The 22,790-nt window shown below is 62.8% G+C and carries 25 protein-coding genes; 12 read left to right on the top strand and 13 right to left on the bottom strand.

Annotated features, from left to right (window positions below):
• Positions 1-20: 20 nt before the first annotated feature.
• A complete protein-coding gene (locus ACTAQJ_RS19925) occupies positions 21-359 on the bottom strand; it encodes a hypothetical protein (RefSeq protein ID WP_224089164.1) in 339 nt (112 codons plus the stop codon).
• 109 nt (positions 360-468) lie between these two features.
• Here ACTAQJ_RS19925 and ACTAQJ_RS19920 point away from each other — a divergent pair, with 109 nt between their 5' ends.
• Positions 469-1,119 carry a CG0192-related protein gene (locus ACTAQJ_RS19920; protein ID WP_498698752.1) on the top strand — a complete coding sequence of 217 codons (651 nt, stop codon included), beginning with the start codon at positions 469-471 and terminating at the stop codon, positions 1,117-1,119.
• 85 nt (positions 1,120-1,204) lie between these two features.
• On the top strand, positions 1,205-1,681 hold the full coding sequence (locus tag ACTAQJ_RS19915) for a hypothetical protein (RefSeq protein ID WP_498698750.1): 477 nt from the start codon (positions 1,205-1,207) through the stop codon (positions 1,679-1,681).
• Positions 1,682-1,718: 37 nt separating this feature from the next.
• Here the strand turns inward: ACTAQJ_RS19915 and ACTAQJ_RS19910 are convergent, their stop codons facing one another.
• From ACTAQJ_RS19910 to ACTAQJ_RS19900, 3 genes are all read right to left on the bottom strand, one after another.
• On the bottom strand, positions 1,719-2,021 hold the full coding sequence (locus tag ACTAQJ_RS19910; RefSeq protein WP_431116792.1) for a DUF3040 domain-containing protein: 303 nt from the start codon (positions 2,019-2,021) through the stop codon (positions 1,719-1,721).
• 135 nt (positions 2,022-2,156) lie between these two features.
• On the bottom strand, positions 2,157-2,924 hold the full coding sequence (locus ACTAQJ_RS19905; protein WP_498698748.1) for a carboxymuconolactone decarboxylase family protein: 768 nt from the start codon (positions 2,922-2,924) through the stop codon (positions 2,157-2,159).
• A 25-nt stretch (positions 2,925-2,949) separates the two neighbouring features.
• Entirely contained in the window at positions 2,950-4,344 is a 1,395-nt protein-coding gene (locus tag ACTAQJ_RS19900) for an MFS transporter (RefSeq protein ID WP_498698745.1), read from the bottom strand.
• A 94-nt stretch (positions 4,345-4,438) separates the two neighbouring features.
• Here ACTAQJ_RS19900 and ACTAQJ_RS19895 point away from each other — a divergent pair, with 94 nt between their 5' ends.
• Positions 4,439-4,837 (top strand): YybH family protein, encoded by a 399-nt coding sequence (locus ACTAQJ_RS19895; protein ID WP_498698742.1) that lies wholly within the window; start codon positions 4,439-4,441, stop codon positions 4,835-4,837.
• Between the two features lie 6 nt (positions 4,838-4,843).
• Here the strand turns inward: ACTAQJ_RS19895 and ACTAQJ_RS19890 are convergent, their stop codons facing one another.
• The 7 genes from ACTAQJ_RS19890 to ACTAQJ_RS19860 all read right to left on the bottom strand — a co-directional run bounded on the left by ACTAQJ_RS19890 (position 4,844) and on the right by ACTAQJ_RS19860 (position 11,869).
• The gene (locus tag ACTAQJ_RS19890) at positions 4,844-5,266 is read right to left on the bottom strand and encodes a heat shock protein transcriptional repressor HspR (RefSeq protein ID WP_431116795.1); all 423 of its coding nucleotides are present in this window, start codon (positions 5,264-5,266) and stop codon (positions 4,844-4,846) included.
• A 10-nt stretch (positions 5,267-5,276) separates the two neighbouring features.
• Complete coding sequence (locus ACTAQJ_RS19885; RefSeq protein WP_498698738.1) at positions 5,277-6,251, bottom strand: DnaJ C-terminal domain-containing protein; 975 nt, start codon at positions 6,249-6,251, stop codon at positions 5,277-5,279.
• 266 nt (positions 6,252-6,517) lie between these two features.
• On the bottom strand, positions 6,518-7,177 hold the full coding sequence (locus tag ACTAQJ_RS19880) for a nucleotide exchange factor GrpE (protein WP_223934639.1): 660 nt from the start codon (positions 7,175-7,177) through the stop codon (positions 6,518-6,520).
• Between the two features lie 2 nt (positions 7,178-7,179).
• Complete coding sequence (gene dnaK, locus ACTAQJ_RS19875; protein WP_216926739.1) at positions 7,180-9,045, bottom strand: molecular chaperone DnaK; 1,866 nt, start codon at positions 9,043-9,045, stop codon at positions 7,180-7,182.
• Positions 9,046-9,355: 310 nt separating this feature from the next.
• Positions 9,356-10,291, bottom strand: a complete 936-nt coding sequence (locus ACTAQJ_RS19870; protein WP_498698735.1) for a DUF817 domain-containing protein — start codon at positions 10,289-10,291, stop codon at positions 9,356-9,358.
• Positions 10,284-11,090 (bottom strand): oxygenase MpaB family protein, encoded by an 807-nt coding sequence (locus ACTAQJ_RS19865; protein WP_498698733.1) that lies wholly within the window; start codon positions 11,088-11,090, stop codon positions 10,284-10,286. The genes ACTAQJ_RS19870 and ACTAQJ_RS19865 overlap by 8 nt, the downstream gene beginning before the upstream one ends.
• Before the next feature lie 26 nt (positions 11,091-11,116).
• Positions 11,117-11,869, bottom strand: a complete 753-nt coding sequence (locus ACTAQJ_RS19860; RefSeq protein ID WP_498698731.1) for a TetR/AcrR family transcriptional regulator — start codon at positions 11,867-11,869, stop codon at positions 11,117-11,119.
• Positions 11,870-12,008: 139 nt separating this feature from the next.
• On the opposite strand from ACTAQJ_RS19860, the gene ACTAQJ_RS19855 reads away from it, so the two are divergent.
• Positions 12,009-12,941 (top strand): NAD-dependent epimerase/dehydratase family protein, encoded by a 933-nt coding sequence (locus ACTAQJ_RS19855; RefSeq protein ID WP_498698729.1) that lies wholly within the window; start codon positions 12,009-12,011, stop codon positions 12,939-12,941.
• A gap of 73 nt (positions 12,942-13,014) precedes the next feature.
• On the opposite strand, the gene ACTAQJ_RS19850 is transcribed toward ACTAQJ_RS19855, so the two are convergent.
• Positions 13,015-13,848: an alpha/beta fold hydrolase gene (locus ACTAQJ_RS19850; protein WP_498698726.1), complete on the bottom strand. Its 834-nt coding sequence runs from the start codon at positions 13,846-13,848 to the stop codon at positions 13,015-13,017.
• 96 nt (positions 13,849-13,944) lie between these two features.
• On the bottom strand, positions 13,945-15,015 hold the full coding sequence (locus ACTAQJ_RS19845; protein ID WP_498698725.1) for a PDDEXK nuclease domain-containing protein: 1,071 nt from the start codon (positions 15,013-15,015) through the stop codon (positions 13,945-13,947).
• Between the two features lie 57 nt (positions 15,016-15,072).
• On the opposite strand from ACTAQJ_RS19845, the gene ACTAQJ_RS19840 reads away from it, so the two are divergent.
• From ACTAQJ_RS19840 to ACTAQJ_RS19805, 8 genes are all read left to right on the top strand, one after another.
• On the top strand, positions 15,073-15,231 hold the full coding sequence (locus tag ACTAQJ_RS19840; RefSeq protein WP_498698722.1) for a hypothetical protein: 159 nt from the start codon (positions 15,073-15,075) through the stop codon (positions 15,229-15,231).
• A complete protein-coding gene (locus tag ACTAQJ_RS19835) occupies positions 15,228-16,241 on the top strand; it encodes a hydroxyacid dehydrogenase (protein WP_498698720.1) in 1,014 nt (337 codons plus the stop codon). Before ACTAQJ_RS19840 ends, ACTAQJ_RS19835 begins: the two co-directional genes overlap by 4 nt.
• A gap of 55 nt (positions 16,242-16,296) precedes the next feature.
• Positions 16,297-17,034, top strand: a complete 738-nt coding sequence (locus ACTAQJ_RS19830) for a hypothetical protein (RefSeq protein ID WP_498698718.1) — start codon at positions 16,297-16,299, stop codon at positions 17,032-17,034.
• 37 nt (positions 17,035-17,071) lie between these two features.
• On the top strand, positions 17,072-18,505 hold the full coding sequence (locus tag ACTAQJ_RS19825; protein ID WP_498698716.1) for a phage tail sheath family protein: 1,434 nt from the start codon (positions 17,072-17,074) through the stop codon (positions 18,503-18,505).
• A 1-nt stretch (position 18,506) separates the two neighbouring features.
• Complete coding sequence (locus tag ACTAQJ_RS19820; protein WP_159708998.1) at positions 18,507-18,986, top strand: phage tail protein; 480 nt, start codon at positions 18,507-18,509, stop codon at positions 18,984-18,986.
• Between the two features lie 1,175 nt (positions 18,987-20,161).
• A complete protein-coding gene (locus tag ACTAQJ_RS19815) occupies positions 20,162-20,920 on the top strand; it encodes a CIS tube protein (protein WP_431116825.1) in 759 nt (252 codons plus the stop codon).
• Positions 20,917-22,437: a phage baseplate assembly protein V gene (locus ACTAQJ_RS19810; protein WP_498698713.1), complete on the top strand. Its 1,521-nt coding sequence runs from the start codon at positions 20,917-20,919 to the stop codon at positions 22,435-22,437. The genes ACTAQJ_RS19815 and ACTAQJ_RS19810 overlap by 4 nt, the downstream gene beginning before the upstream one ends.
• Before the next feature lie 3 nt (positions 22,438-22,440).
• Entirely contained in the window at positions 22,441-22,779 is a 339-nt protein-coding gene (locus tag ACTAQJ_RS19805) for a hypothetical protein (protein ID WP_498698711.1), read from the top strand.
• The last annotated feature ends 11 nt before the right edge of the window (positions 22,780-22,790 follow it).

The raw sequence follows: 22,790 nt of genomic DNA, 5'->3' as shown, positions 1-22,790 counted from the left end.
CCGTTAGGCCACGTGCGTCATCAGCCGCGGCAGAGCTCGCCGTACTTGGTGCCGGCTTCCTGGTAAGCGGCGGAGAGTTCGCCCATCTTCTTCTCGTCCGGGGATTCCTTCACGAGTTCATCCGAGTATTCAAGGATGGCAGTGACCACGGGCTTCATCTCATTGGAAGCAACCGGTTCAATCGGGCGGATGGCGTTTGCGACGCGAATGGTTGCGGTCTTGCTGGCGTTGCTCGGGAGGCTGGCAACGGCGACACCCACCCGGTCACACGTTTCTGCGGTGGTCAGCTGCGGCGAAGAGCAAGCTGAAGCCGTGGCAAGCAGCCCGGCAGCGATCAAGACAGTGGTGAGTTTCTTCATGATTCCCTCAATAGTCGGCGCGTCCCTTCGATTGTAAACAGTGCAAGGGCGAGGCCGCGCATCGGGACCCGTATCGAACCGGACCCTGCCCTGGCCTAGGCTGGAGAACATGGCGATTATTCACAAGGCAACCCTGTCCCCGTCCAAGCTCGAACTCATCGCTGGATACCTGCCGACGCAGCCCTGGTTCATCCAGGATGGCGCCCCGGAGCTCATTGGGGCCTACCGTTTTGATGACCCCGCCGGCGAGGTAGGGCTTGAGACGCATGTCGTCAGCGCCGGCGACCGCATCTACCAGGTGCCCCTTAGCTACAGGGGCTACGAACTGGCTGGCGCCCAAGAATGGCTCATCGGCACCATGGACCACTCCGTCCTTGGCAAGCGGTGGGTCTACGACGCCTGCGCCGACCCCGTTTACGTCAAGGCCCTCGCCACCGCCATCCTCACCGGCCAGGAAGAGGCGGCATTGATCGTCGACGGCGAGCCCGAGCCCCGGCCGAGCACGGTCAACGTGAAGGGAAGCGGAACGCTCGACGACGGTGTTCCCGCCTTGAGTGCCTCGGCCCCGGTATCTGGCAGTGGCGTGACCATCATTGACGCAGGTGAGCTTCGCTTGAAGGTTGCCCGGGTGGTGGATGTCGCCGCTGATTCTTCGGCCAGCTCCGCTGCATCTTCGGAGCTCCACAGCGAATTGACCCTCACCGGCAAGTGGGCCGGACTGGAGAAGCCCGTGGAGCTGGCCGCCGTGATCCCGGCCTGAAGGAACGGTGTGTTCGGGCACCTTTTGGTCCTGCAGCCCGCAGCGTAGTCTGGCAAAGGGGCCATCTACTCCGTGAGGGGTTCACATGTACAAAGCACAAAACATCATTCCCGCAGTGCAGGATCTCGCAGCCGAGTGGGTGAAGCACGCAGCGGAGGGCACGTCGTCTCAAGCTGACGCAGTTGTGGGGTGGGCGTTGTCCCGGATCAACCACGCCGATGTCCCGTCTGTGGTGCACGGCGTAATGCTCACGCTGACCGGGAACCGTAAAGCCGCAAAGAGGGCTCAGCGCACCGCGGCCAGAGCGGTCAAGAGGACAACGCAAACTTTGAGTCGTCGAACCAGCCAGCGGAACTCTCCGCGTGCCGGGTGGTTGGCTGCCTTGGCAATCGCTGGCGTCGGGGCAGGCCTCGTGCTCGCATGGCGAATGATGGTGCCTCCCGGAGAACCGGTCCCTGCCAAGCCGCCCACGCCGGCCACGCCGGCCACGCAGACAGCGAACCCTTCCACGCCGAATGACCTCGCGGCTTCGTCTACGGATGTGCCCCCCGAGACGTACTGAAGGCAGCCGGATTTCTGCAGACTAGCCCGCGGCCGGGCTAGTCTGGCTTGCCTTCATCGTGTCGTCGCGTCCTTCTCCTGAGGACCATCCTGCTGAACAGTAAGTAGGCGCCTGTTCCAGCGAGCAGGAATCCGACCACGCCCACAATGACGAGTTGCGTGATGATCCCGGCAATGACCATGGCAAAACCGGCCAAAACCGCGAGGACACCAAAAAATGAGCGCGCCACCGCACCTCGCGGGCGCCCCGACTTCAGCTGGAGGTCCAGGTCAGGATCCGATGAAGCGAGATCCCGCTCAAGCTCTTCCAAACTCCTGCGTTCTTCATCCGACAACGACATCGGAATCTTCCCTCACTACACGCGCGTGGGGCGCTTTCCAGCGCCTACACGCCAACCACTAGCACGTGCCCTTCTTGCCGTGCCATGACTTTATTATCGTCCTTTTATGGCTACTATCCACAGCTGAAGCCAGCCCTACTCTGCGTTGGATGCCGGCACTGTCTCGTTGAGTACGCGCAGGGCGTTGAGCGTACGGGGATACCCGATGTACGGCAGCAATTGCGTGATGACGTCGAGCATCCGCCCGCGGCTGTTACCCACGTTCAGATTGGCCAGAACGTGCCCCTTGACCTGTGGTTCGCAGCCGCCAAGGGAAACAAGCATGGCCAACGTGAGTAGTTCACGCCTTGGAACATCAATGCCGGTGCGTGTCAGATAATCGCCGAAGCAGTTGCCAGCGAGGTACTCCTGGAAGTGCATCTCATCAGCTGACGCAGCGGCGCGCATATCGTCGATGCGTTCTGCGCCTGCGATCTCCCTCTGGATAGCCAGGCCTTTCTCCCCTCGGTCTTTCGGCGTGGTGGTGGACTGGCCGGGAACAGGTAGCTCCACCCCGTACTCCTTGAGGATTTCATTGGTGGCGTGCAGGAAATCCGAAACCTTGCCCATGCCGACGTAGGGTACTGCTTGGTAGACAAGCTCCTTCACTTCCACCGGGGTCACCCCCACCGTAAGGGCCGCTCCGAGCAACGCACGGTACTCCCGCGTTCCTTGTGAAGCGATAAGAGAGGCGAGCTGAACCATGAGCCTCGTCCGTGTATCCAGTTTTCCGTGACTCAAAACCTCGTCGAAAGCGAAGTTGTTGAAAATCTCCACGAGCTCGGGGTCTGTAACCGCCAAGGCTGGAAGCTGACCGGGGAAAAGTTCGTCGTGATTCCGTCGTGCCGTTTCGCTGGGTGCCATCGGGGGCCTCTCTTTCACTGATTCGTTAGGCGATGTCATTATTGGTCCGGCGGATGAAAGCGCTGGCGATCGCCGTCACCAAGAGAAGCAGCGCAGCGATCAGCAGGCTCACTTGCAGACCGGGCACAAATCCGGCCGGGCCAGCGAGCAGCGCGCCGAAGACCGCAACTCCCAGGGCTCCGCCAAGTTGCCGAAACGTATTGAAGACCGCACTGGCCGTACCCGATCGGTGAGCCGGGACGCTATCCAGAACGTGCGCCGTCACGGGAGGCATGGCCAACGCTCCACCCACCCCAATCGGCACGAGCAATATGGTCACTGCCATCAACGATCCCAAAGGAACTGCCAGAAGCATTCCCAGAAGGCCTACCACCATCAACAGCTGCCCAATCATTGCCGGAACCCTTGGTCCAAACCTCGCGGCCATGCGCCCCGCAGCGACATTGCTGACGGCGATGAGGACGGATGCGGGAAGAAAAGCCATTCCAGCAAGCAAAGGGGACAGGCCTAGATGCTGTTGAAGGAACAGGCTGATGACGAACACCATTCCGTACCAACCAACCATGAAGCTGAAACCCACCGCCAGGGCGATTCGCAGCCCGGATGACTGGAACAGGTCCAAGGGCATCATGGGATGTTGGCCCCGGGCCTGGGCCAGGAGGAAAAGGGTGATCGCAAGTACTGCGCCGCCCAGGGAAAGCATGACCCCAGGGTCCGCGAACCCAAGAACCCCTCCCTCGATGAGCCCGAAAATGAGGGTGGCCACGCCTATGAGCGCGGCTATCTGTCCCAACCAGTCGAACGTTGCCGGCCGCACCGGGGACACAGGAACCTTGACCAGTAATGCGACGGCGACGATGCCCACTGGGACGTTGATCAGGAAGACGAGGCGCCAGTCCACGGTTGTGAGCAGACCACCTAGTGCTGGTCCGGCCGCAGCTGCTACCGCTCCCCCAAGCGCCCAGATTCCAATGGCCCGCGCGCGTTGGGTTGCGTCCGGGAACGCTTCCCGGATCAGGGCCATTGACGGCGGCAACATCAGTGAGGCTGCGGCACCCTGAACAAACCTGGCGACGATCAACACCCACAGAGCTGGGGCGACGGCGCAGGCAGCCGAGGCCAGAACGAAGAGCACCAGCCCGAACGTAAAGGCCCTTTTTGCGCCGATGCGGTCAGAAAGGTTGCCGGCAAACAGCAACAAGGACGCAAACATCAGCGTGTAGCCGTCCACGATCCACTGTTGCCCGGCGGTGCCTCCACCAAGTTGCGAACCGATCGTAGCCAACGCAACATTGACGATCAGTGCATCGAGGGTGATCACGAAGAACCCGAGCATCGATACGGCAAGGGCGAATCGACCGGATGTGGAAGTCTTCGGGGGCAAAGCCGTGATTTGGCTGGGATTGCTGGTTGAGGTCACCTATCAATGACACTCCTTTTGGTGGCGGCGCGGGAGTGTCCGCTGTTACGGGTTCTGGCAGTACCTCCTTATGGTGCGGGAGCATACTGAGGATATGACTGAGAGTGATGACTTCCTGGCTTGGATCAGGACTACGCTTTACCACGCTGAGGTGGCCCTCCTCAATGGAGACTCCGCCCCGCGTCGGGCCATTTGGTCCAGCCACGAGCCCGTGAGCGTCCTGGGCGCCTGGCGCAACGCCGTCGGGCAAGAAGAAGTCGGGCAGCTTTTCACAGACTTGGCCAACAGGTTCTCCGACTGCACCGCCTACTCATTCGAGCTGCAGTCCTACGACATCGTTGGCGACATGGCCTACACCGTTGGTTTGGAGCGGTCCTCAATCTCGGTCACCGGGCAGCCGGTGAGCCAGGTCCTGAGGGCCACCCAGGTCTACCGCCATGAGGATGGCGAGTGGAAAGTGGTCCACAGGCACGCTGACACGGTCCTGGAGTGAGGTGGCCTACTGCTCGGGCCGCGGCCGCCACACCACAACGGCTTGCGACCGCGCACGGGGACGTTGACCGCGGGCCAGACTGACGACGTCGCCAGCCGCTCCCGCCGCGAAGATTCGTGCGTCCAAGGGATTCCGGCGCCGGGTCAGTTCTTCTGTCAGTTCGGCCACCCGGTACTGCAACGCCGCCACCTGGTTTTCAAGGTCCAGGATGCGCTTGATGCCTTCAAGCGATACGCCGGACTGCGAGAGGCGCTGGACCTCCCGCAGCTTGTCGACGTCGTTCTGGGAGTACCGCCGGGACTTGCCGGGGGCACGGCTGGGCGAGACGATGCCCAATCGGTCGTATTGGCGCAACGTCTGCGGATGCATGTCGGCAAGCTCCGCGGCGACGGAGATGACAAAGATCGGCTGGTTGACGTCGATTGCCATGACCGTCTCCTTACAACCGGGCCTTCGCGGCCAGATCGTGACGCGGGTTGGCGTCGGTGGTCGCGGCAGCAAATGCCTTCACGGCCTCCTCCGCTTCCTTGTTCAGGTTCTGGGGGACGGCGACGTCGATAGTCACCAGCAGGTCACCGGTCGCCTTGGACGTTTTCACGCCTCGGCCCTTGACGCGGAGGGTACGACCCGACGGTGTCCCGGCCGGGACACGCACCTTGACGGTGTCGCCGTCGAGCGTTGGGACCTCAATGGTCGCGCCAAGCGCAGCTTCCGCGAACGTGACAGGCACGTGGATGCGGATGTTGTCGCCGTCGCGCTGGAAAAACTCGTGGGGCTTCACGTTCACCGTGATGATGAGGTCACCGTTTCCGGCAGGACCCGCGTTGCCCTTGCCACGTTGCCGGACCTTCTGCCCGTCCTTGATGCCTGCGGGGATCTTGACGTCGATCACGTGGCCGTTGCTTTCACGCAGGCTCACAGTAGTGCCCTTGATGGAACCAGCAAAGGAGATGGACGTCGTCGCAGTGCGATCCGAGCCCTTCTGCGGAGCACGCTGGAACCCTGTCTGGCCTCCACCAAAGCCGCCACCAAACAGGTCAGCAAACTCCGGAGGAATACCACCGGCACCCGAAGGCTGTCGCCCGCCGCCACCAAACAAACCACCGAACAGGTCCTCAAACCCACCGTTGGCGCCAGCACCACCACGCCCGGCGCCGGCACCCGGAGCGAACCGGGCACCACCCATGGCGCGGATAGCGTCATACTGCTGCCGGTCCTCAGGGTTCGACAACACCGAGTAAGCCTCGGAAATGTCCTTAAACTTCTTCTCCGCAGCTGCATTCCCCGAGTTCGTATCCGGGTGGTACTGCCGCGCCAGCTTGCGGTAAGCCTTCTTAATATCCGCGTCGGACGCGTCCTTGGCGATACCAAGGATCGCGTAAAAATCCTTTTCAACCCAGTCCTGGCTGGCCAAGAGCGTTTCCTTTCGTTGTATGTTGCGTTGTGCTACGTGGAATATGGGCCCCCGCCCCTACGCGTGGCGGCTCGGTCCTTTCGGACCAGAGCCGCCACGCTCCGGCAGGCCCGAAGCCACTCCCGGGGCCCATATTCCACTCCGCGCTGCGGTCAACTCACCTCAGGCGAGCTTACAGCGGGCGCGAAACCGGATATGGGGCGGCGGTGTGGAGGGCACCGCGAAGCGGGCACCGCCCCATATCCGGTGTAGCGGCAAGGTGAGACCTAAGCCGGTACAGCCACGATTACCTGGGCCGCACGCAGAACCCGCTCGCCTGAGCGGTATCCCGAGCGCAGCACCTGGCTGACCGTGTCCACCTCGATGTCCTCGCCGGGCTGCTGGATGAGTGCCTCGTGGATGGTGGGGTCGAATTCGACACCGGTTTCCGCGATGCGTTCCAGTCCGTACGTCTTCAGCGCATTCTCCAGTTTGGTGGCGATGGCGGCGAAGGGGCCGTCTTCGAGGTCACCGTGCTGGCGTGCGGCGTCGACGTCGTCCAGCACCGGGAGCAGGGAGTTCAGGACGCCGATGACGGCCATTTCCCCTGCTACGGCGCGGTCGCGTTCGACGCGCTTGCGGTAGTTGACGTATTCAGCCTGAAGGCGAAGGAGGTCGTTGCGGAGCTCCGCTGCCTGGGCTTCGGCCGCGGCGCCGGAGGCTACCGATTCCTCGGCAGGGACCTCAACCCCGTTGAGGATTTCCTCAGCCTGGGAGAGAGCGTCGCCTTCCGTGGGAGCGGCGTTGCCTTCGGTGGGAGCAGCAGCTTCGCCTTCGGGGTGGCGGGCAGCCCCGGTTTCCGGGTCAACCTTGCGGTTGTCCCGGATTACCGGCTTGCGCGGCTCGTTTCCTTCAGAGTGCTCTGCTTCGTTGCCGTGGTGGGGCATGGCTACTTCTTCGCTTCGTCTTCGTCGATGATTTCAGCGTCGACGATGTCTTCGTCGGCAGCAGTCTTCTCGCCGGCCGGAGCGCCTTCAGCACCGGCACCCGGAGCGTCAGCTGCGGCTGCCTGAGAGTAGATGGCTTCGCCGAGCTTGGTCTGGGAAGCCTGCAGCTTCTCGAACGCCGTCTTCACAGCGGCGTCGTCGGTGCCTTCCAGCGCGGACTTGAGGGCGTCGACGTCGGCCTTGACCTCGGTCTTGACCTCTTCGGGCAGCTTGTCGTCGTTGTCGGCGATCAGCTTGTCCACGGAGTAGGCGAGCTGCTCGGCGGAGTTGCGGGTGTCCGTAGCTTCGCGGCGGGCCTTGTCCTCTGCGGCGTGCTCCTCGGCTTCACGGACCATGCGGTCGATGTCTTCCTTGGACAGTGCCGTGCCACCGGTGATGGTCATGGACTGTTCCTTGCCGGTGCCCTTGTCCTTGGCGGACACGTGGACGATGCCGTTGGCGTCGATGTCGAAGGTGACCTCGACCTGCGGGACGCCGCGGGGTGCCGGAGCGATGCCGGTCAGTTCGAACGTGCCCAGCGGCTTGTTGTCGCGGGTGAATTCACGCTCGCCCTGGAAGACCTGGATGGCCACGGACGGCTGGTTGTCGTCTGCGGTGGTGAAGGTCTCGGAACGCTTGGTGGGGATAGCCGTGTTGCGCTCGATGAGGTGCGTCATGACGCCACCCTTGGTTTCGATGCCGAGGGACAGCGGCGTGACGTCGATGAGGAGGACGTCCTTGCGCTCACCCTTCAGGACACCGGCCTGGAGTGCAGCACCGACGGCTACAACTTCGTCCGGGTTGACGCCCTTGTTGGGCTCCTTGCCGCCAGCAAGTTCCTTGACGAGTTCGGAGACGGCGGGCATACGGGTGGAGCCACCGACGAGGACGATGTGATCGATGTCGGAGACCTTGATGCCGGCTTCAGCGATGACGTCGTGGAACGGCTTCTTGGTGCGGTCCAGCAGGTCCTTGGTGAGGTCCTGGAACTTGGCACGGGTCAGCTGCTCGTCCAGGTGGACCGGGCCGTCGGGGGTGACGGACAGGTACTGGAGGGAGATGTTGGTGCTGGTGGAGGAGGAGAGTTCCTTCTTTGCCTGCTCTGCAGCTTCACGGAGACGCTGGAGGGCGATCTTGTCCTTGGAGAGATCGATGCCCTTGATCTTGAGCTGGTTCAGCAGCCACTCGACGACGCGGTTGTCCCAGTCGTCGCCACCGAGGCGGTTGTCACCTGCGGTTGCGCGGACCTGGATGGTGGAGAAGTTGTCTTCGTCCTTGCCGACCTCGAGGAGGGAGACGTCGAAGGTACCGCCACCGAGGTCGAAGACCAGGATGAGTTCGTCTTCCTTGCCCTTGTCCAGACCGTAGGCCAGTGCGGCCGCGGTGGGCTCGTTGACGATGCGGAGGACGTTGAGGCCTGCGATTTCGCCGGCTTCCTTGGTGGACTGGCGCTCGGCGTCGTTGAAGTATGCCGGAACGGTGATGACAGCGTCGGTGACCTTTTCACCCAGGTAGCTCTCGGCGTCGTTCTTGAGCTTCATGAGGATACGCGCGGAGATTTCCTGCGGCGTGTACTTCTTGTCATCGATGGCGACTGACCAGTCGGTGCCCATGTGGCGCTTGACGGAGGCGATGGTGCGATCGATGTTGTTGACGGCCTGGCGCTTTGCGATCTCGCCAACCAGGACTTCGCCGGACTTGGAGAACGCAACGACCGACGGCGTGGTGCGGCCGCCTTCTGCGTTGGCGATGACGGTGGGCTCGCCACCTTCAAGGACAGAGACCACGGAGTTAGTGGTTCCGAGGTCGATACCTACTGCACGTGACATATCTTGTTTCCTTTCAATGGCCGATGTTCGAGATTGCCTCCGGCACCGGTCCGCTGGGCGGTTGGGTTTTCGGGAGCCCACTCAACAATCGGCTAGTTGAGCGTTCTGCACTCAACTGTACTCAGCCTCGTTTCAATGTCAATCCAAAGTTGAGTGAAGTACGCTCAAGTTTGGCTTTCGTGCTCAAATTTACCCCGGAAGTACGCGGCTCCGAAGGCTGGTTTCGCCCTGCGTGAACTGGCAGACTTGCGCGATGGAGTTCGCTGAGTGCGGCCCGGGGGAGGCGTGGTGACACGCTAACGGATGAGCGTCACTCCGGCGGTCGGGCGACACGGATATCCGGGTGTCCCTGACGAATTTGCGTGGCATCAGGGTTTTGGGTGGCGCCAGTGGAGCTGGCCAAGGGCGGCTCGGGTTTATACACCCACGCCACAAGCACCACGGAAATGATCATCAGCAGGAACCAGGCCAGGAGCTTATCGATCGAGACCGCCTGCCAGCCATTTACCTGGTTGGGGTAAAGCCACGCATGGGACCACGTGCCGATGTTCTCGGCGAACCAAATGAACAGCGCCACCAACAGGAAAGACACCAAGATGGGCATCCGGAAGCGCTTACGGAACACCCGGAAGTGCATTACACAACGTCCGTAGACAAGCACGACGGCGGCAAGCAGCACCCAGCGCGCGTCAAAGATGTAGTGGTGCGAAAAGAAATTGACGTAGATCCCGGCCGCCACGAGGGCGGTGATCCATCGCCAGGGGTAGTTGTCGAAGTGGAGGTCAAAAAGCCGGAACACACGAACCATGTACGAGCCCACAGCCGCATACATGAAGCCACTGAACAATGGGACAGCACCGATCCGGAGGAAGCCCTCGGCCTCGTACGACCACGAGCCCACATCCGTCTTGAACAGTTCCATGACCGTTCCCACCGCGTGGAACAGGAGGATCACCCGCAACTCGCGCAGTGTCTCCAACTTGAAGCTGATCATCAGGATCTGAATGGCGACTGCCGCGATGGTCAGGAAGTCATTCCGCGCCAGGCCGGCGTCGTCCGGATACCAGAGGCGGGCTGCGATGATCACCGCGAGCAGTGCTGCCCCGAAGACGCAGGCCCATGCCTGTTTCAGTCCGAACACTACGAACTCGGTCAGGCGCATGCGGAGTCGGCCGCCTTGGGCGTGCTGCAGATAACGGTGCGCGAGGTCGTCGATGTCTTGTTCCACCGAAGTCGAATTACGCATTGTGCGACCTACCATGGGTCTTCGCCGGGCTGGTTTCCAGCCGGCTCAGGTAGTAGTCCCTGGGCCAGTGCCGTATCCGCTGCGGAAGCCGGGGATAGACGCGTCCGAGCCACCGCATGGTCCGCTCGAAGCGGCGGTCATCACGGGGCGTCCATGCCAGGCCGAAGCCTTCGCGCAAGTGGTCCGGAAGCAGGCCGGCGGTCAGGAAGCGGGCAAGCGGCATAACCAGGCGCATGAGTGCCGGTCCACCCGCCGGATACAGCAGATCCTTGGCTATCTTGCGGGCTTTTTCATCAGCTCGAAGCAGGTCCACGTGCGATGACCAATACCTAGCGAAGGCCGCACGATCGGGCGGCCACATGTTCGCCGGAAGCTGCAGCGCCGTCCCAATGCGCGCATAGTCGCGGTACATGCGGTCGGCGGTCTCGTCGTCGAGCGGTCCGTGCACTTGCTCGTAAACGGTGACGGCGGTGTCATAAAGGGTGGCGACAACCCAAAGCTGCGACTCGGGGTCGAAAGCGTTGTAGCCCTTTGTTGCATCGTCAGGGTTCCGGCGCACCGGAGCGTGGGCGCGGTTAACGGCGCGACGAACCGCAGCAACTTGCTCGTCTGAACCATAAACAATCGCATAAACGTAAGTCAGCGTGGCCCGTAAACGATCCTGTGGCCTTTGGGCTAAGTCGCTGTGATCGGCGACGCCATGCCCCACCCTTGGATCAGCAATCTGAAGGAGGATGGCGCGACCGGCACCGGCGAGCAATATGCCCTCCGCGCCAATGTCAGCAAGCCCTCGAACCATCTTGATACTTTACCGTCTACTGCTGGTCACAGCCCCGCCATGCCCTGGAGCACGAGCAGTTGGTGCTCGAACAATTCCTCGCGCGCGGAAAACGTATCGCGCCCGTACTGGCCGAACACTTCGAAGCTCACAGCCCCGAAGACGGACGTCCACGCCAGGACGCCCCGCGCGAGCGCGGACTCGGGCACCTTGATCCCAAGTTCAGTCTGGATGTTCCCCATATCTGCTGCCAGAGCAGGTGGAATCACGACGGCGGGACTCACCGCAGTCTCCAAAGCACCCGCCCGATGGGCTGCGTCAAAGATGCTCACGAGGCGAAAGATGACACGTGTTCCGGGAACCGTGGTTCGCTCACCTGGTGCCTGATAGCCGGGAACCGGGCTGCCGAAAAGCAGGGCGTAGCTGGCTGGTTCCTTGAGCGCCCACGCACGAACAGCCTTACCCAGGGCACGGAACCGACCTGCGAAATCATTCTCAGGAACCGCCGCTACAGCTGTATCCACTTCGTCGCCGAGCTCGTTGTAGCCGTCGATGAGCAAGAGCGTGAGGAGTTCGTCCCGGCTTTCCACGTAGCGATAAACGGCCGAAGAAACGACGCCAAGGTCCCGGGCAACAGCCCGCAGCGACAGCCCCGCGGCGCCATGTAGCGCCAAGTGTTCCCTGCCAATTCGCACAATATCGGCGATGGTCTGTGCCCGTGCACGCTCGCGGGGAGTTGGCTGTTTGGCTTTCGGCTGGGCCTTAGGGGCAGCTTCGGCGCTGGGCGCTGTGGAAGGCATGAAACCAGCTTGCCACAAGAGAGAGCACCATCAACAAGTGAGAGCAGTGCTCTTGACTTTGCCATTGTTGAGGGTCATTCTGAATTTAGAGAGCAGTGCTCTCGCTTTCGTTCAATGGACTTCTAGGAAAGAGATCAGCATGTACGTCGTCACAGGAGCAGGACCCGTTGGCTGGACCGTCGCCGGACAACTCGCTGAGCAGGGGGAAGACGTTCGCATTCTGACTCGATCCGGCAGCGGCCCGGACCATCCCCTCATTGAACGGATGCGCGTCGACGTCTCCGATCCCAAGCAATTAAGCCAAGCACTCAACGGCGCCGCCGCGGTCTTCCATTGCATTCACGGATCCGCCTATCGTGCCGCAGTATGGGCGGCCGAACTCCCGCAAGCCGAACAAGTGGTGATGGATGCAGCGGCAGCCGCGGGCGCCGTCGTCGTATTTCCAGAGAGCCTCTACTCCTACAGCGAGCCGGACAGCGCGATGACCGAAGCGGGTCCACGGGCGGCGTCGGGCGGCAAACGAGGCATTAGAACCCAGTTGCTGAACGCTCGGCAGATGCATGCTGCGAATACTGTGAGCGTGGTGGCCGGCGACTTCTTCGGCCCGCTGGTCCGTACCGCGCATGCAGGCGAACGCATGGTCCCGCTGGTTGTGGAGGGAAAGTCGGTCCAGGTGATTGGCAGCGCTCGGCAACCGCACTCGTTCACGTATGTCCCTGACCTGGCGGCGGCCATGATCGCCGCGGCGCGGAACCCAAAGCTCTGGAACACCGTGCTCCACGCACCGACCGGCCCGGCGCTAACCCAACGCGAGCTTGCGGCGGCGTTCGCTGAGGCTGCTGGCGTTGCTGTTCCGAGGGTGAGTGCTATTCCGGGATGGGTGTTGAGGACCGCAGGTCTCGTTTCGACCGACATGCGGGAGCTTGCAGAGATGCTCTACCAGTTCGAGCGGCCGTTCGTGATGGATTCCTCGCAAAGCCAGCGCCTCCTGGGCTTGGAACCGACGCCCCTCCCGGAAGCTGCCGCAGCAACAGTGGCGTGGTGGCGGGACGCTGTCCGGCAAGTGAAGTAGGAGGCAGCGTGCGGTCGAGCGCGTATGTCTGATTTCAGGACACGGAACGTCTCACACAAACCCCTCCGGCCAATCACTGGTCCTTCCATGCGCCAGGCCGTGGAGCGTCCAGAAAGGTTGTGACGACGTCCTGCACCAGCGCGGTCCTCGCCAACCCGAAGAAATGCGTGGTGCCGGGAAACACAGCGAGTTGCGATGCGGGTACGCCTTCGAAGTCGCCATTCACGTCTCCTCCCCTCAGTTGGAGGAACCGCACGGCATGCTCGAGCTTGACCATGTCGCAATCTCCCACCGTGATCAACGTTGGGGCTGCGATTCCGCGGATTTCGTCATCGCTCCATCCGGTGGAGCCAGCGTCATAGCTCCCGAGTTTGTCCAACAGTCCCTGCAGGTGCTCGCGATCCGGATGCGGTGAAACCGCAAGATAGCGCTGCTCCATCGGGGTGCCGGCGATCATATCCACGGTCATGGAGGCAACAGCTTCGGCATTTCCGCCGCGATCGCCGTCGGGCCGGAAAGACACCGAAGACACGATGAGTTTGCGGACAAGGTCAGGGCGTTTGATCGCCAAGTGCAGGGCCACGGCACCGCCAACGCTGAAGCCGAAGACATCAACCTCGCCGGCGTCCAGGTGCTCCAGAAGGCCAACGACGTCCGAGGCCAAATCAGCGGTGTTCAGTGGACGGTCGATGTCGTTGGTTCTACCGTGGCCTTGGAAGTCCGTAGCGATAACCTTGCGTCCATTCGAGAGCGCCGGAATGAGCGCGCCGAATTGCTGTTCGATGTCGAACAACCCGCCATGCAGGAGCAGCAACGGTGTGCCACCGGAACCGTGCAGCTCGTAGTACATCTGAAGTCCGTTGACCTCTGCGTAACCGGTCTCCGGGGCTGGTGTCGGCTGGTCCATCGTTTGTCCTCCGCCCTGTACGAATCGCTCTACGTTGCGCGTCATCCTAGCCCGGCGGCGGAGCTGGCGGAGGGTCGCAGGGTGGGCTGAACGCGGCTAATTTGCGAGCGTCTCCTGGCAGACGTTTCGCTGTTCCTCGACTGGTTCTACCCATTCAAGGGCCGCGACGAGGTGCCCTTCGTTGGGCAATGCCTGTTGCTCGGCCGCTGGGAGTTTGTCGTATGTATAGGCCGCGACGGCCATGGGTGAGGTTGAGCGCCCGAGGCTGTACCTTACGCTGCGGTCGTTCTTGGTGCCGCAGATCAAGATGCCAATCGTTTCGTTGTGATGTTCACGGCGAAGCATGTCATCGACAAGGGCAACGTAGAAGTTCAGTTTGCCGGCGTACTCGGGCTGGAACTTTCCTGTCTTGAGCTCGATGACCACATACCGGTTCTGGTCCATGTGGAAGAACAGCATGTCGATGTAGTAGTCGTCGCCGTCGACATCGAAGTGGACCTGCCGGCCAACGAACGAAAATCCGGGTCCTAGTTCCCGCAGGGTTTCGGTGATTCGGCTGGTCAGGGCCAGTTCCAAGTCCCGTTCGGCGACTTCCCCCGAAAGGCCGAGAAACTCGAAGCTGTAGGGGTCCTTGGCGACCTGCTGGGCCAGCTCAGAATCCAGTCCAACAAGCCGTTGGACAAAGTTCGACGGCGCCGCGCCGGTCCGTTCCAGGGTCCTGTTCATGATCATGTTCAGGAGGACGTTGCGCGACCATCCGTGTTCAACTGCGGCGCCGGCGTACCAATCTCTATGCTGTCGAGTGTCTGCCTTGTCCAGAAGAACGGTGACATGCCCCCACGGCAATTGTGCAACGGCTTGTTGCACAATTGGGTCCGGCCATGCGGCCGCAAAGGCTCGCATGTAAAAGAGGTTCCGTCGCGACAGGCCCTTCATCTCCGGGAACTCTGCCCGGAGATCTTCAGCCAGGCGCCCCATGACGCCGCTCCCCCATTGCTCGACCTGCTGGCGCTCCAACACAGTCTTCCCGATCGACCAATACAACTCGATCAGCTGTGTGTTGACGGTTCGAAGGGCGGTCTGACGCGCGGCCCGGACCCGTTCCTTAAGCGCGGCCAAAAGATCGGTGTAGCCTGCGGGCAGGGCCAAGGCGCGCGAATCAGTCATGCACGCAACCCTATTGGCCTCCACTGACATTCAGCCCCAGAGCAACTCCCGGTCAGTGTGGGTATTTCCATCTGGCAGGGGTATTCCGTTCCGCAGCCGGAGTTCACCCCTATGGTCATCACGGGATCGCTGCTATCCATCCTTCCGCTGCTGGTTGCCTTCATCATGCTCCAGCGTTTCTGGAAGTCCGGCCTCACCGCAGGGAGCGTCAAATGACCACCAGCAAACTGAACGTCGCCCTGGCGATGGGTCCCGGCGTCGTATCCCGGGTCTTTCCCGCACGACGACTCGGGTCCTTGGCGCCCGAACTGCAGTTGTTGAGCCCGGAGCCAATGGAGGACTTCACATCTCCACGTTCCCTGAAACTCCTGGCCGATACAGACATCCTCATCACCGGCTGGGGCTGCCCGCGGCTCGATGCCGCCGCTTTGACGGCGGCCCCACGGTTGAGTCACGTCCTGCACGCCGGCGGAACCGTCAAGCATCACGTGGGCCAGGAATGTTGGGACCGCGGCATCGAAGTCAGTACAGCTGCTGATGCCAACGCCATCCCCGTAGCTGAATACACGGTGGCCATGATCCTGCTGGCCAACAAGAGGGTCCTGCAGATCGCCCGGAAACTGCACACGGAAAAAACGGAAATCGAGCCCGACCAGGTGTTCCCGGATATGGGCAACTTCGGCAAGCGTGTGGGCATCATCGGGGCCTCGAAGATTGGCAAGCACGTCATCAGGCTCCTGCAGCCCTACGACGTCCAGTTCGTCGTCGCCGACCCCTACCTCGACGATGCAGCGGCAGCAGAGCTCGGCGTCGAGCATTCCACGCTGGACCAACTGGTGGCGAGCTGCGACGTCGTCAGCCTCCACGCGCCGTCGCTCCCCTCCACATTCCATCTGATCCATGCGGGACTGGTGGATTCCCTCAAGCCCGGCGCCACGTTCATCAACACGTCCCGCGGCGAGCTGGTGGACCAGGACGCGCTGCTGGCCCGTATTGAACGGGGTGACCTGTTCACTGTCCTGGATGTCACCACTCCGTGGGTGCTCCCCGCCGAATCCAGGTTCTACACGCATCCAGATGTCCTGCTTACTCCGCACCTTGCAGGGTCCTTGGGAACTGAACTCGAACGAATGGCCGTCAGCGCCATCGAAGAAGCGCTGCGCATCTCCCGTGGCGAACCACTCCTCCATAGGTTGCATGCAAAGGATCTCGCCTTCACGGCGTGAGCGGCAGTTTCCCCACCTGCACATTCAATCGAATGGAGTTACTCCTGATTCCCCAGTGACTACACGCAACAGCGGGAGTAACCTAGTCCCAGTTGCAATTCTGGTCACCTTTCGAGTTCTGGGTTCTGCCGTGGGCTATGTGCGTTCGTCGTTGACCGACCTTCTGGGGGTACTTTCCGACGCCGTCGCTCCCCAGCGCGTAAGGTTCGACGACGGTTCCCCAGACGCCGTCGTTCCCACCCCTGACGCTCCGGTCACCGTCCATGCCGTCACGCTCAACCGCGTGGGAAGGTCGCGTCGCGATGGTCCGGTCCTGGACCTCGAACTGCGGGTGGCGGTGGAATGCCACGGCCCCGAACAACTGGACAACATGGAGCAACTGCTCCTGGCCGTGGAACGCCACAGCCAATACTCGGTAGTTTCCACCGGCGAGTTCCGTCCCGAGGAGTACTCCGGAGCTATCCGGCAAGGGCTCGGGTTCCTGGTCCGGATCCCCGTGGCGCTGCGCTTCGAAGAGCCTTCCGGGCCGCCAGTCCTTGAGCCGCTCATTGCCAAGACCGGCGTTGCCCGCCGGATCCACGGACGGCTCGTGGACGTCCACAACAAAGGTATCCCCGACGCTTACATCCATGCCCATTCTTCCGCCACGGCAGTCGTCAGCGATGCGACCGGCCACTTCGAGGTCCTGGCCTCGGCGGATGAACTCCAGCACTTTGCCGTAGCAGTACGCGGCACCGAAAAGGAAGTCTCGGCCAGCACCAGCAGCCTGCCGGTCATCATCCGGTGGCAGTGAATCCGCGGACTACCGCGGGCAGGAAAGGGAGCGCACCATGGCGAACTATCAGGCGCCAGGCGTTTATGTTCAGGAAGTGCCCAGCGGGGCACGCGCCATCGGGCAGGTCAACACCAGCATCGCAGCGTTCGTAGGCGTGGCTCCGAACCAGGACGCCTTGGTGGATGAGCTCCGTGTGCTGGACAACTGGACGCAGTTCGTGGACCAATATGTCGGCAACGCGACAGCGGGCACACCGCTCTCAAACGCTGTTTACGGCTTCTTCTCAAACGGAGGGAGCCGTTGTTATGTGGTGAACGTTGGGGCCAACGGCAGCCTCACGGGCACAGCCACCAAGCCCACAGGCCTCACGCTTTTCGAGGCCGTGGACGACATCTCCATGGTGGCAGCCCCCGGCTTCGCGGACGCTCAATCCTATGCGGCATTAGCGGCGCATGTGGAGCACCCGCTCCGCCAGGACCGCATGGCCATCCTGGATACGGTGGAAAAAGTAGACGACGTCGGGGCACTCACCAGGGCTGCGACGTCCGGCGTTCCTGTGGGTGCGCGGGATTCGGACTCCCAGGAAGAGGACACGACGACGGACGCTGACTCGGGTGGCGACGCTGGCTCGGGTGATGCCGACGAAGCCGAAGACGCGCCTGAAGAACCCGTAGGCACAGAAGACAGCGACAGCCCGCCGTCGTCGGCTTCTTCTGCATCCTCGGTCTCCTCCGACGCCCCCGACTGGCCCGACTCAACCCGTCCCCCGGCGAGCCGGGCGGCTGATCCGGATACGGAAGCCAGCGACCAGCAGGACCTCGGTGCCCCGCAATCCCCCGGCGGTTACACAGCACTGTATTTCCCGTGGATCGTGATGATCGATCCCGTGTCCGGCAAAAAGGTGACGCAGCCGCCGTCGGGCCATATTGCAGGCGTGTGGGCGCGAGTTGACGCGACCCGCGGCGTCCACAAGGCGCCGGCCAATGAGCCCATCCAAGGCGCGATCGATCTTGTGCGGCGCGTGAGCCGCGGTGAGCAGGAGGTCCTGAACCCTGCCGGCGTGAACTGCATCCGGTACTTCCCGGGCGAGGGGATCCGGATTTGGGGCGCCCGGACCAAGGCTCCTGAAGCGAGCGAATACAGGTACGTGAATGTGCGGCGGCTGACCAACATGATCAAGGAGTCGGTAGCGGACGGGACGCGCTGGGTGGTGTTTGAGCCCAACGATCACACGCTGTGGAAGTCGATCCGGCGCGACATCGGGGCGTTCCTGACCAACGTGTGGCGGGACGGCGCCCTGCTAGGGACCACTCCTCAACAGGCATTTTTCGTGAAGTGCGACGAAGAAACCAACCCTCCAGAGGTCCGCGACGCCGGGCAAGTAGTCACGTTGATCGGGATCGCGCCCGTGAAACCGGCCGAATTTGTGATCTTCAAGCTCATGCAGTCGGCGGACAACACCAGCGAGACAGAGAGCGCAGGAGCCTGACATGACAACCCCAACACCTGCCGCCCAACCGGGCAACGTGGTGGACCCCTACCGGGCCTACAACTTCAAGCTCGTGATCCAAGGCGTGGTTCAGGGCCACTTCACCAAAGTGGAGGGCCTCGGCCTGAAAATCGACCGGATCCTCTACCGGTCCGGCGGCGAAAACAGCACAGTGCGCGTCATCCCCGGGCAGGTGGAGTACACCCCAGTGACGTTGAAGTACGGGCTCACTGACTCCACCGAGATGCTGCAGTGGCTCTTCAAGGCAGTAGACGGAAAAGTGGAACGCCGCAACGTCTCCATCGCGATGCTCAACGACGCCGGCTCCGTGGAAGTCCGCCGCTGGAACCTCCTGGGGGCCTGGCCGTGCGACTGGTTCGGCGCACCCCTTGACGCCTTGGGTAAGGATCTCGCCATCGAATCCCTCAGCATCGCATACGACCGCCTGGAGCTCGACGATGCCCGCGCTCCCGTCGCCTGAGCCTGGGTTTTCGTGGCGGCGGGCGGCTGCGCACCGTTTGCGAGGTGTGGCTGCGTGGCTGGAGCGCGGGTCGGGCCTGGGCTCGGGTTCTCCGGGAGCTGGTTCATCGGGTGCGGGCGCATCGGTTGCTTCGGCTTCGGCGCCTTCTTCATGGGAAAGTTCGACGCCGGTGCGCGGCCTGAACGTGGAAGGCGCACCGGAGCACTGGGTTCAGTTGCTCCGCGACGCCGGGTTGGTTCCACCTGCCGCTCCCACCAACATCCCTCCCGTTGCTAGGCCCACTCTGCGTGCCTGGGGACGCTCTTGGCGAGCAAAGCAGGCCCCACAACACACCCCGAGCACCACAACACCCCTCGTTGCGAGGCCTGATGTGCGCGCTTCCGGGCCAACATGGGACGCAGAACGGGCCCCACACCATACCCCTGTGCTGGGCCTTCGCACGGATCGATCCGAAACACCCCTCGTTGCGGGGTCCGATATGCGCGTTTCCCGGCCAATATGGGGCGCAGAGCAGGCCCCGCAACACACACCCACCCACGTTTCCGGGCCGGATGTGCGTGCTTCCAGCCCATTATGGGACGCCGAGCAGGCCCCACAACACCAGCCCAACGCGACGCCCTTCGTTGCCGGGCCCGATGTGCGCGCTTCAACCCAAGATTCGGGCGCAGAGCGGGCCCCACAACACGTACCCATGCTGCGCCTTCGCACGGATCGGCCCGAAACACCACCCGATGCAGGGCCCAGTGTGCGCGCTAAAACCCAAGATTGGGACGTAGAGCGGGCCCCACAACGCAAACCCATCCCCGGCACGACACCCCCAGTTGCGGGGCCTGATGTGCGTCCTTCGGGGCCAAGTTGGGGCCTAGAGCAGGTCCCACAACGCAAACCCACCAGCCCCACCCACGCCCAAGACACCCCCGGCACAACACCCCCAGTTGCGGGGTTTGTTGTGCTTGCTAAACCCCAAGAATGGGGCGCAAAGCAGGCCCCACAACCCCAGGGCCACGTCAGCGCGAGCACGCCCCATACCCCCGCGCCGGCGCTCAAGGGAGACTGGCCGGAGCTCGCCCCGAGGCCCACTCCTACCGCCAATGAATCAAGCCCAGCAACCACCCCGGTAACCGAAGCTATCGCCCGCCAAGCCCGCCTCACAGACGAACACTTGGCGGTCTGACATGGAGCGTGTCGCTTTCCTGATCGAGGACACCGGGGAACACCTTGGCTGCCTGCTCAACCCGGAAACGGTGGTGATGCAGCGCTCGGCCGGTGTGGAGCCCCGGAGAAGTGCCGGCGGCAAACTCAGCGGCAGCGGACTGGCGGACGACCCCCTGCTCTTCACGGGAGGCGGCCACACGGAGCTGAGGCTGGATCTGCTCTTCGACGTCGACCTCGCGCCGGCGTCGCTTCATGTGCAGGATGTGCGGCAAATGACCAGGCCTATCTGGGCGCTCGCCGAGAACAGCGCGGAGGTGGAGCGCCAGCGGAGGCCGCCGTCGGTCCGGTTTGTCTGGGGCCGCGCATGGAATGTGCCGGGCATCGTGACCGAGGTGGCGGAACGCTTTGACCGCTTCGCCCCGGACGGTTCACCGCTCAGGTCATGGATGCGAATGGTATTTGTTCGCGTGGGCCAGTCTGCCGACGAGGAAGGCGGCGAGAATTACGAGCTCGCCCAGCGACTCCCTGCCGTGGATCTGACGGCCCCACCCGTGGACACGCTGGCGGTCACGGGCGATGGCAGCACGGACAGGGACGCAGCAATGCCCGACGGCGGCGAGTTCCTTCCCGAGGTGCCGCCGGCTGAGTTGGGGCGGCTTTCCGTTGAAGCCTTCGGGACACCCCTGCTCTGGAAGCTGCTCCTGGAGTACAACGACATCGACGACCCCGCGCACTTCAGCGGACCACTCGCCGTCCCGCCAGTTGGTGAAGCATCATGAGGCAAGTCCAGGGCCTCCCCGAACTCATCGTCACCCTGGGGCGGCGCAGACTCAGCACTGCCGAAACGGCGGCGATAGTGTCCGTCCAGGTGCTCACTTCACTCGCGAGGCCAGCCCAGTGCCTGATCAGCTGGCGGCCCGGTCCGGGCAGGACAGCTGCGGCGAGGGGTGGCGTGGATCCCGCGCCCGGTGATGCCCTGAGGGTAGAGCTCGGCGGTCACCGGATCCCGCTCTTCGTGGGTGAGGTGACTGTGGTTGAGTACAGCTACGGAGCCAACCTTGGTCAGGAAATCCGTATCAGGGCCTACGATGCCCTGCACCGGCTGAGGAAGCGGCAATTCACCAGGCTTCACGAGGACGTGGATCTCGCTGCGTTGGCAAGGAAACTCTGCGAGGGCACCGGGCTGGACGTTGTGGGCGGCGGCGAGAAGCTGGGGCTGGTGTACCAGTGCGCCCGCACGGACCTGAGTCTCCTGGTCGAACAGAGTGCCCGCGTGGGCGCCTACCCCGTGGTCCATGACGGAGCCCTCAGGCTCACAGGACTCGACGGCGAAGGCGAACCCCTGGAGCTCACCCTCGGCGCATCCCTGCATTCGGCAGAGATCGAGGTCAGCCAGGAACCCGCCTACGCGTCCGCAGCAATCAACGGCTGGCGTGCGGAGGACGCTTCAGTCCACCAGGCCGAAACGAGCAGCAGCGACTCCAAAGCCCGCGTCACAGCCGACCCAACATTGGCCAGCGTGGGTGCAGGCGGCGAACTCCGGCGAGACAACGAAGTGCTCGAGTCCACCCAAGAGGCTAACGGATTGGCGCAGTCCGAGCTGGACGTCAGGATAGCCGGACAGGTCACGGCAGTGTTCGTGGCTGAGGGCAATCCCGGGCTCAGGGCGGGTGGGCGCGTGAGGATCAAGGGGGTAGCGCCGGCCATCGAGGGAACGTATCTGATCGCGAGCGCCTCACACCGTTTGGACGGCACGGGCTACGAAACCACGCTTACCACCCGCCCACCGAGCTCTGTCCAGGAACGACGCCCGGACGTCTTCACGCTCGGCATCATCACGGACGTGGATGATCCCGAGGCCCGGGGGCGTGCCCGTGTGCAGCTGCCGGCTTACCCGGATCTCCAGACGGCGTGGGCTCCCGTGCTCACGGCGTCCGCCGGTCCCGGCAAGGGGATGATCACCCCGCCTGCGCCCGGCGATCACGTCCTGGTGCTTCTTCCCGCCACGGATCCGGCCCAGGCCATCATCCTCGGCGGTCTGTACGGCAGTGAACAGACGCCCGACAACCGCGTCAATACACCCAGGGAGAGTCGCTACACGTTCCGTAGCGCGGACGGCCAACAAATAGTGCTCGACGGCGGTGCCCGCACCGTGAGTTTCACGGATGGCCACGGCTCGTCGGTGGAGCTGGGGCCGGACAAGCTCCGCATCACCGCTGCAACGGACCTGGTGCTGGAAGCCCCGGGCAAAGCCATGAAAATCCGTGCGAAATCCGTCGACTTCGAGGAGGCCTAAGCCATGAGGATTCTGGTCAAGGAGGCCATCCTGCGGTGTGGGCATGACGGCAAAGTGGAGAACGTACCCTCGCAGGAGTGGGTCCGTGTCAAAGGATCGCCGGTGTTGGTGGACAACGATCCCCAGGGCAGGGATATCAGTATGTGCCCGAATGTCGGCATCAACATCAAGCCGTGCAATAAGACGTTGCCGGTCACCAAAGGCTATTCAACTTTCGTCAGAATCGGGGGCAAGGCCGTCTGTCTGGACACTGTGGAGGGCTTCACCGACGGCACACCCCCGGGCGCCGTGAAGTACAACGTGCGGCGGCCCGGGCAAACGTTGGTGGGGTCGGGTTCATGAAAAAAGGACAG

The organism is Arthrobacter sp. alpha11c, from assembly GCF_054149985.1.
The sequence above is the reverse complement of the archived record's forward strand: the minus strand, read 5'-3'. Positions and strand labels throughout refer to the sequence as shown.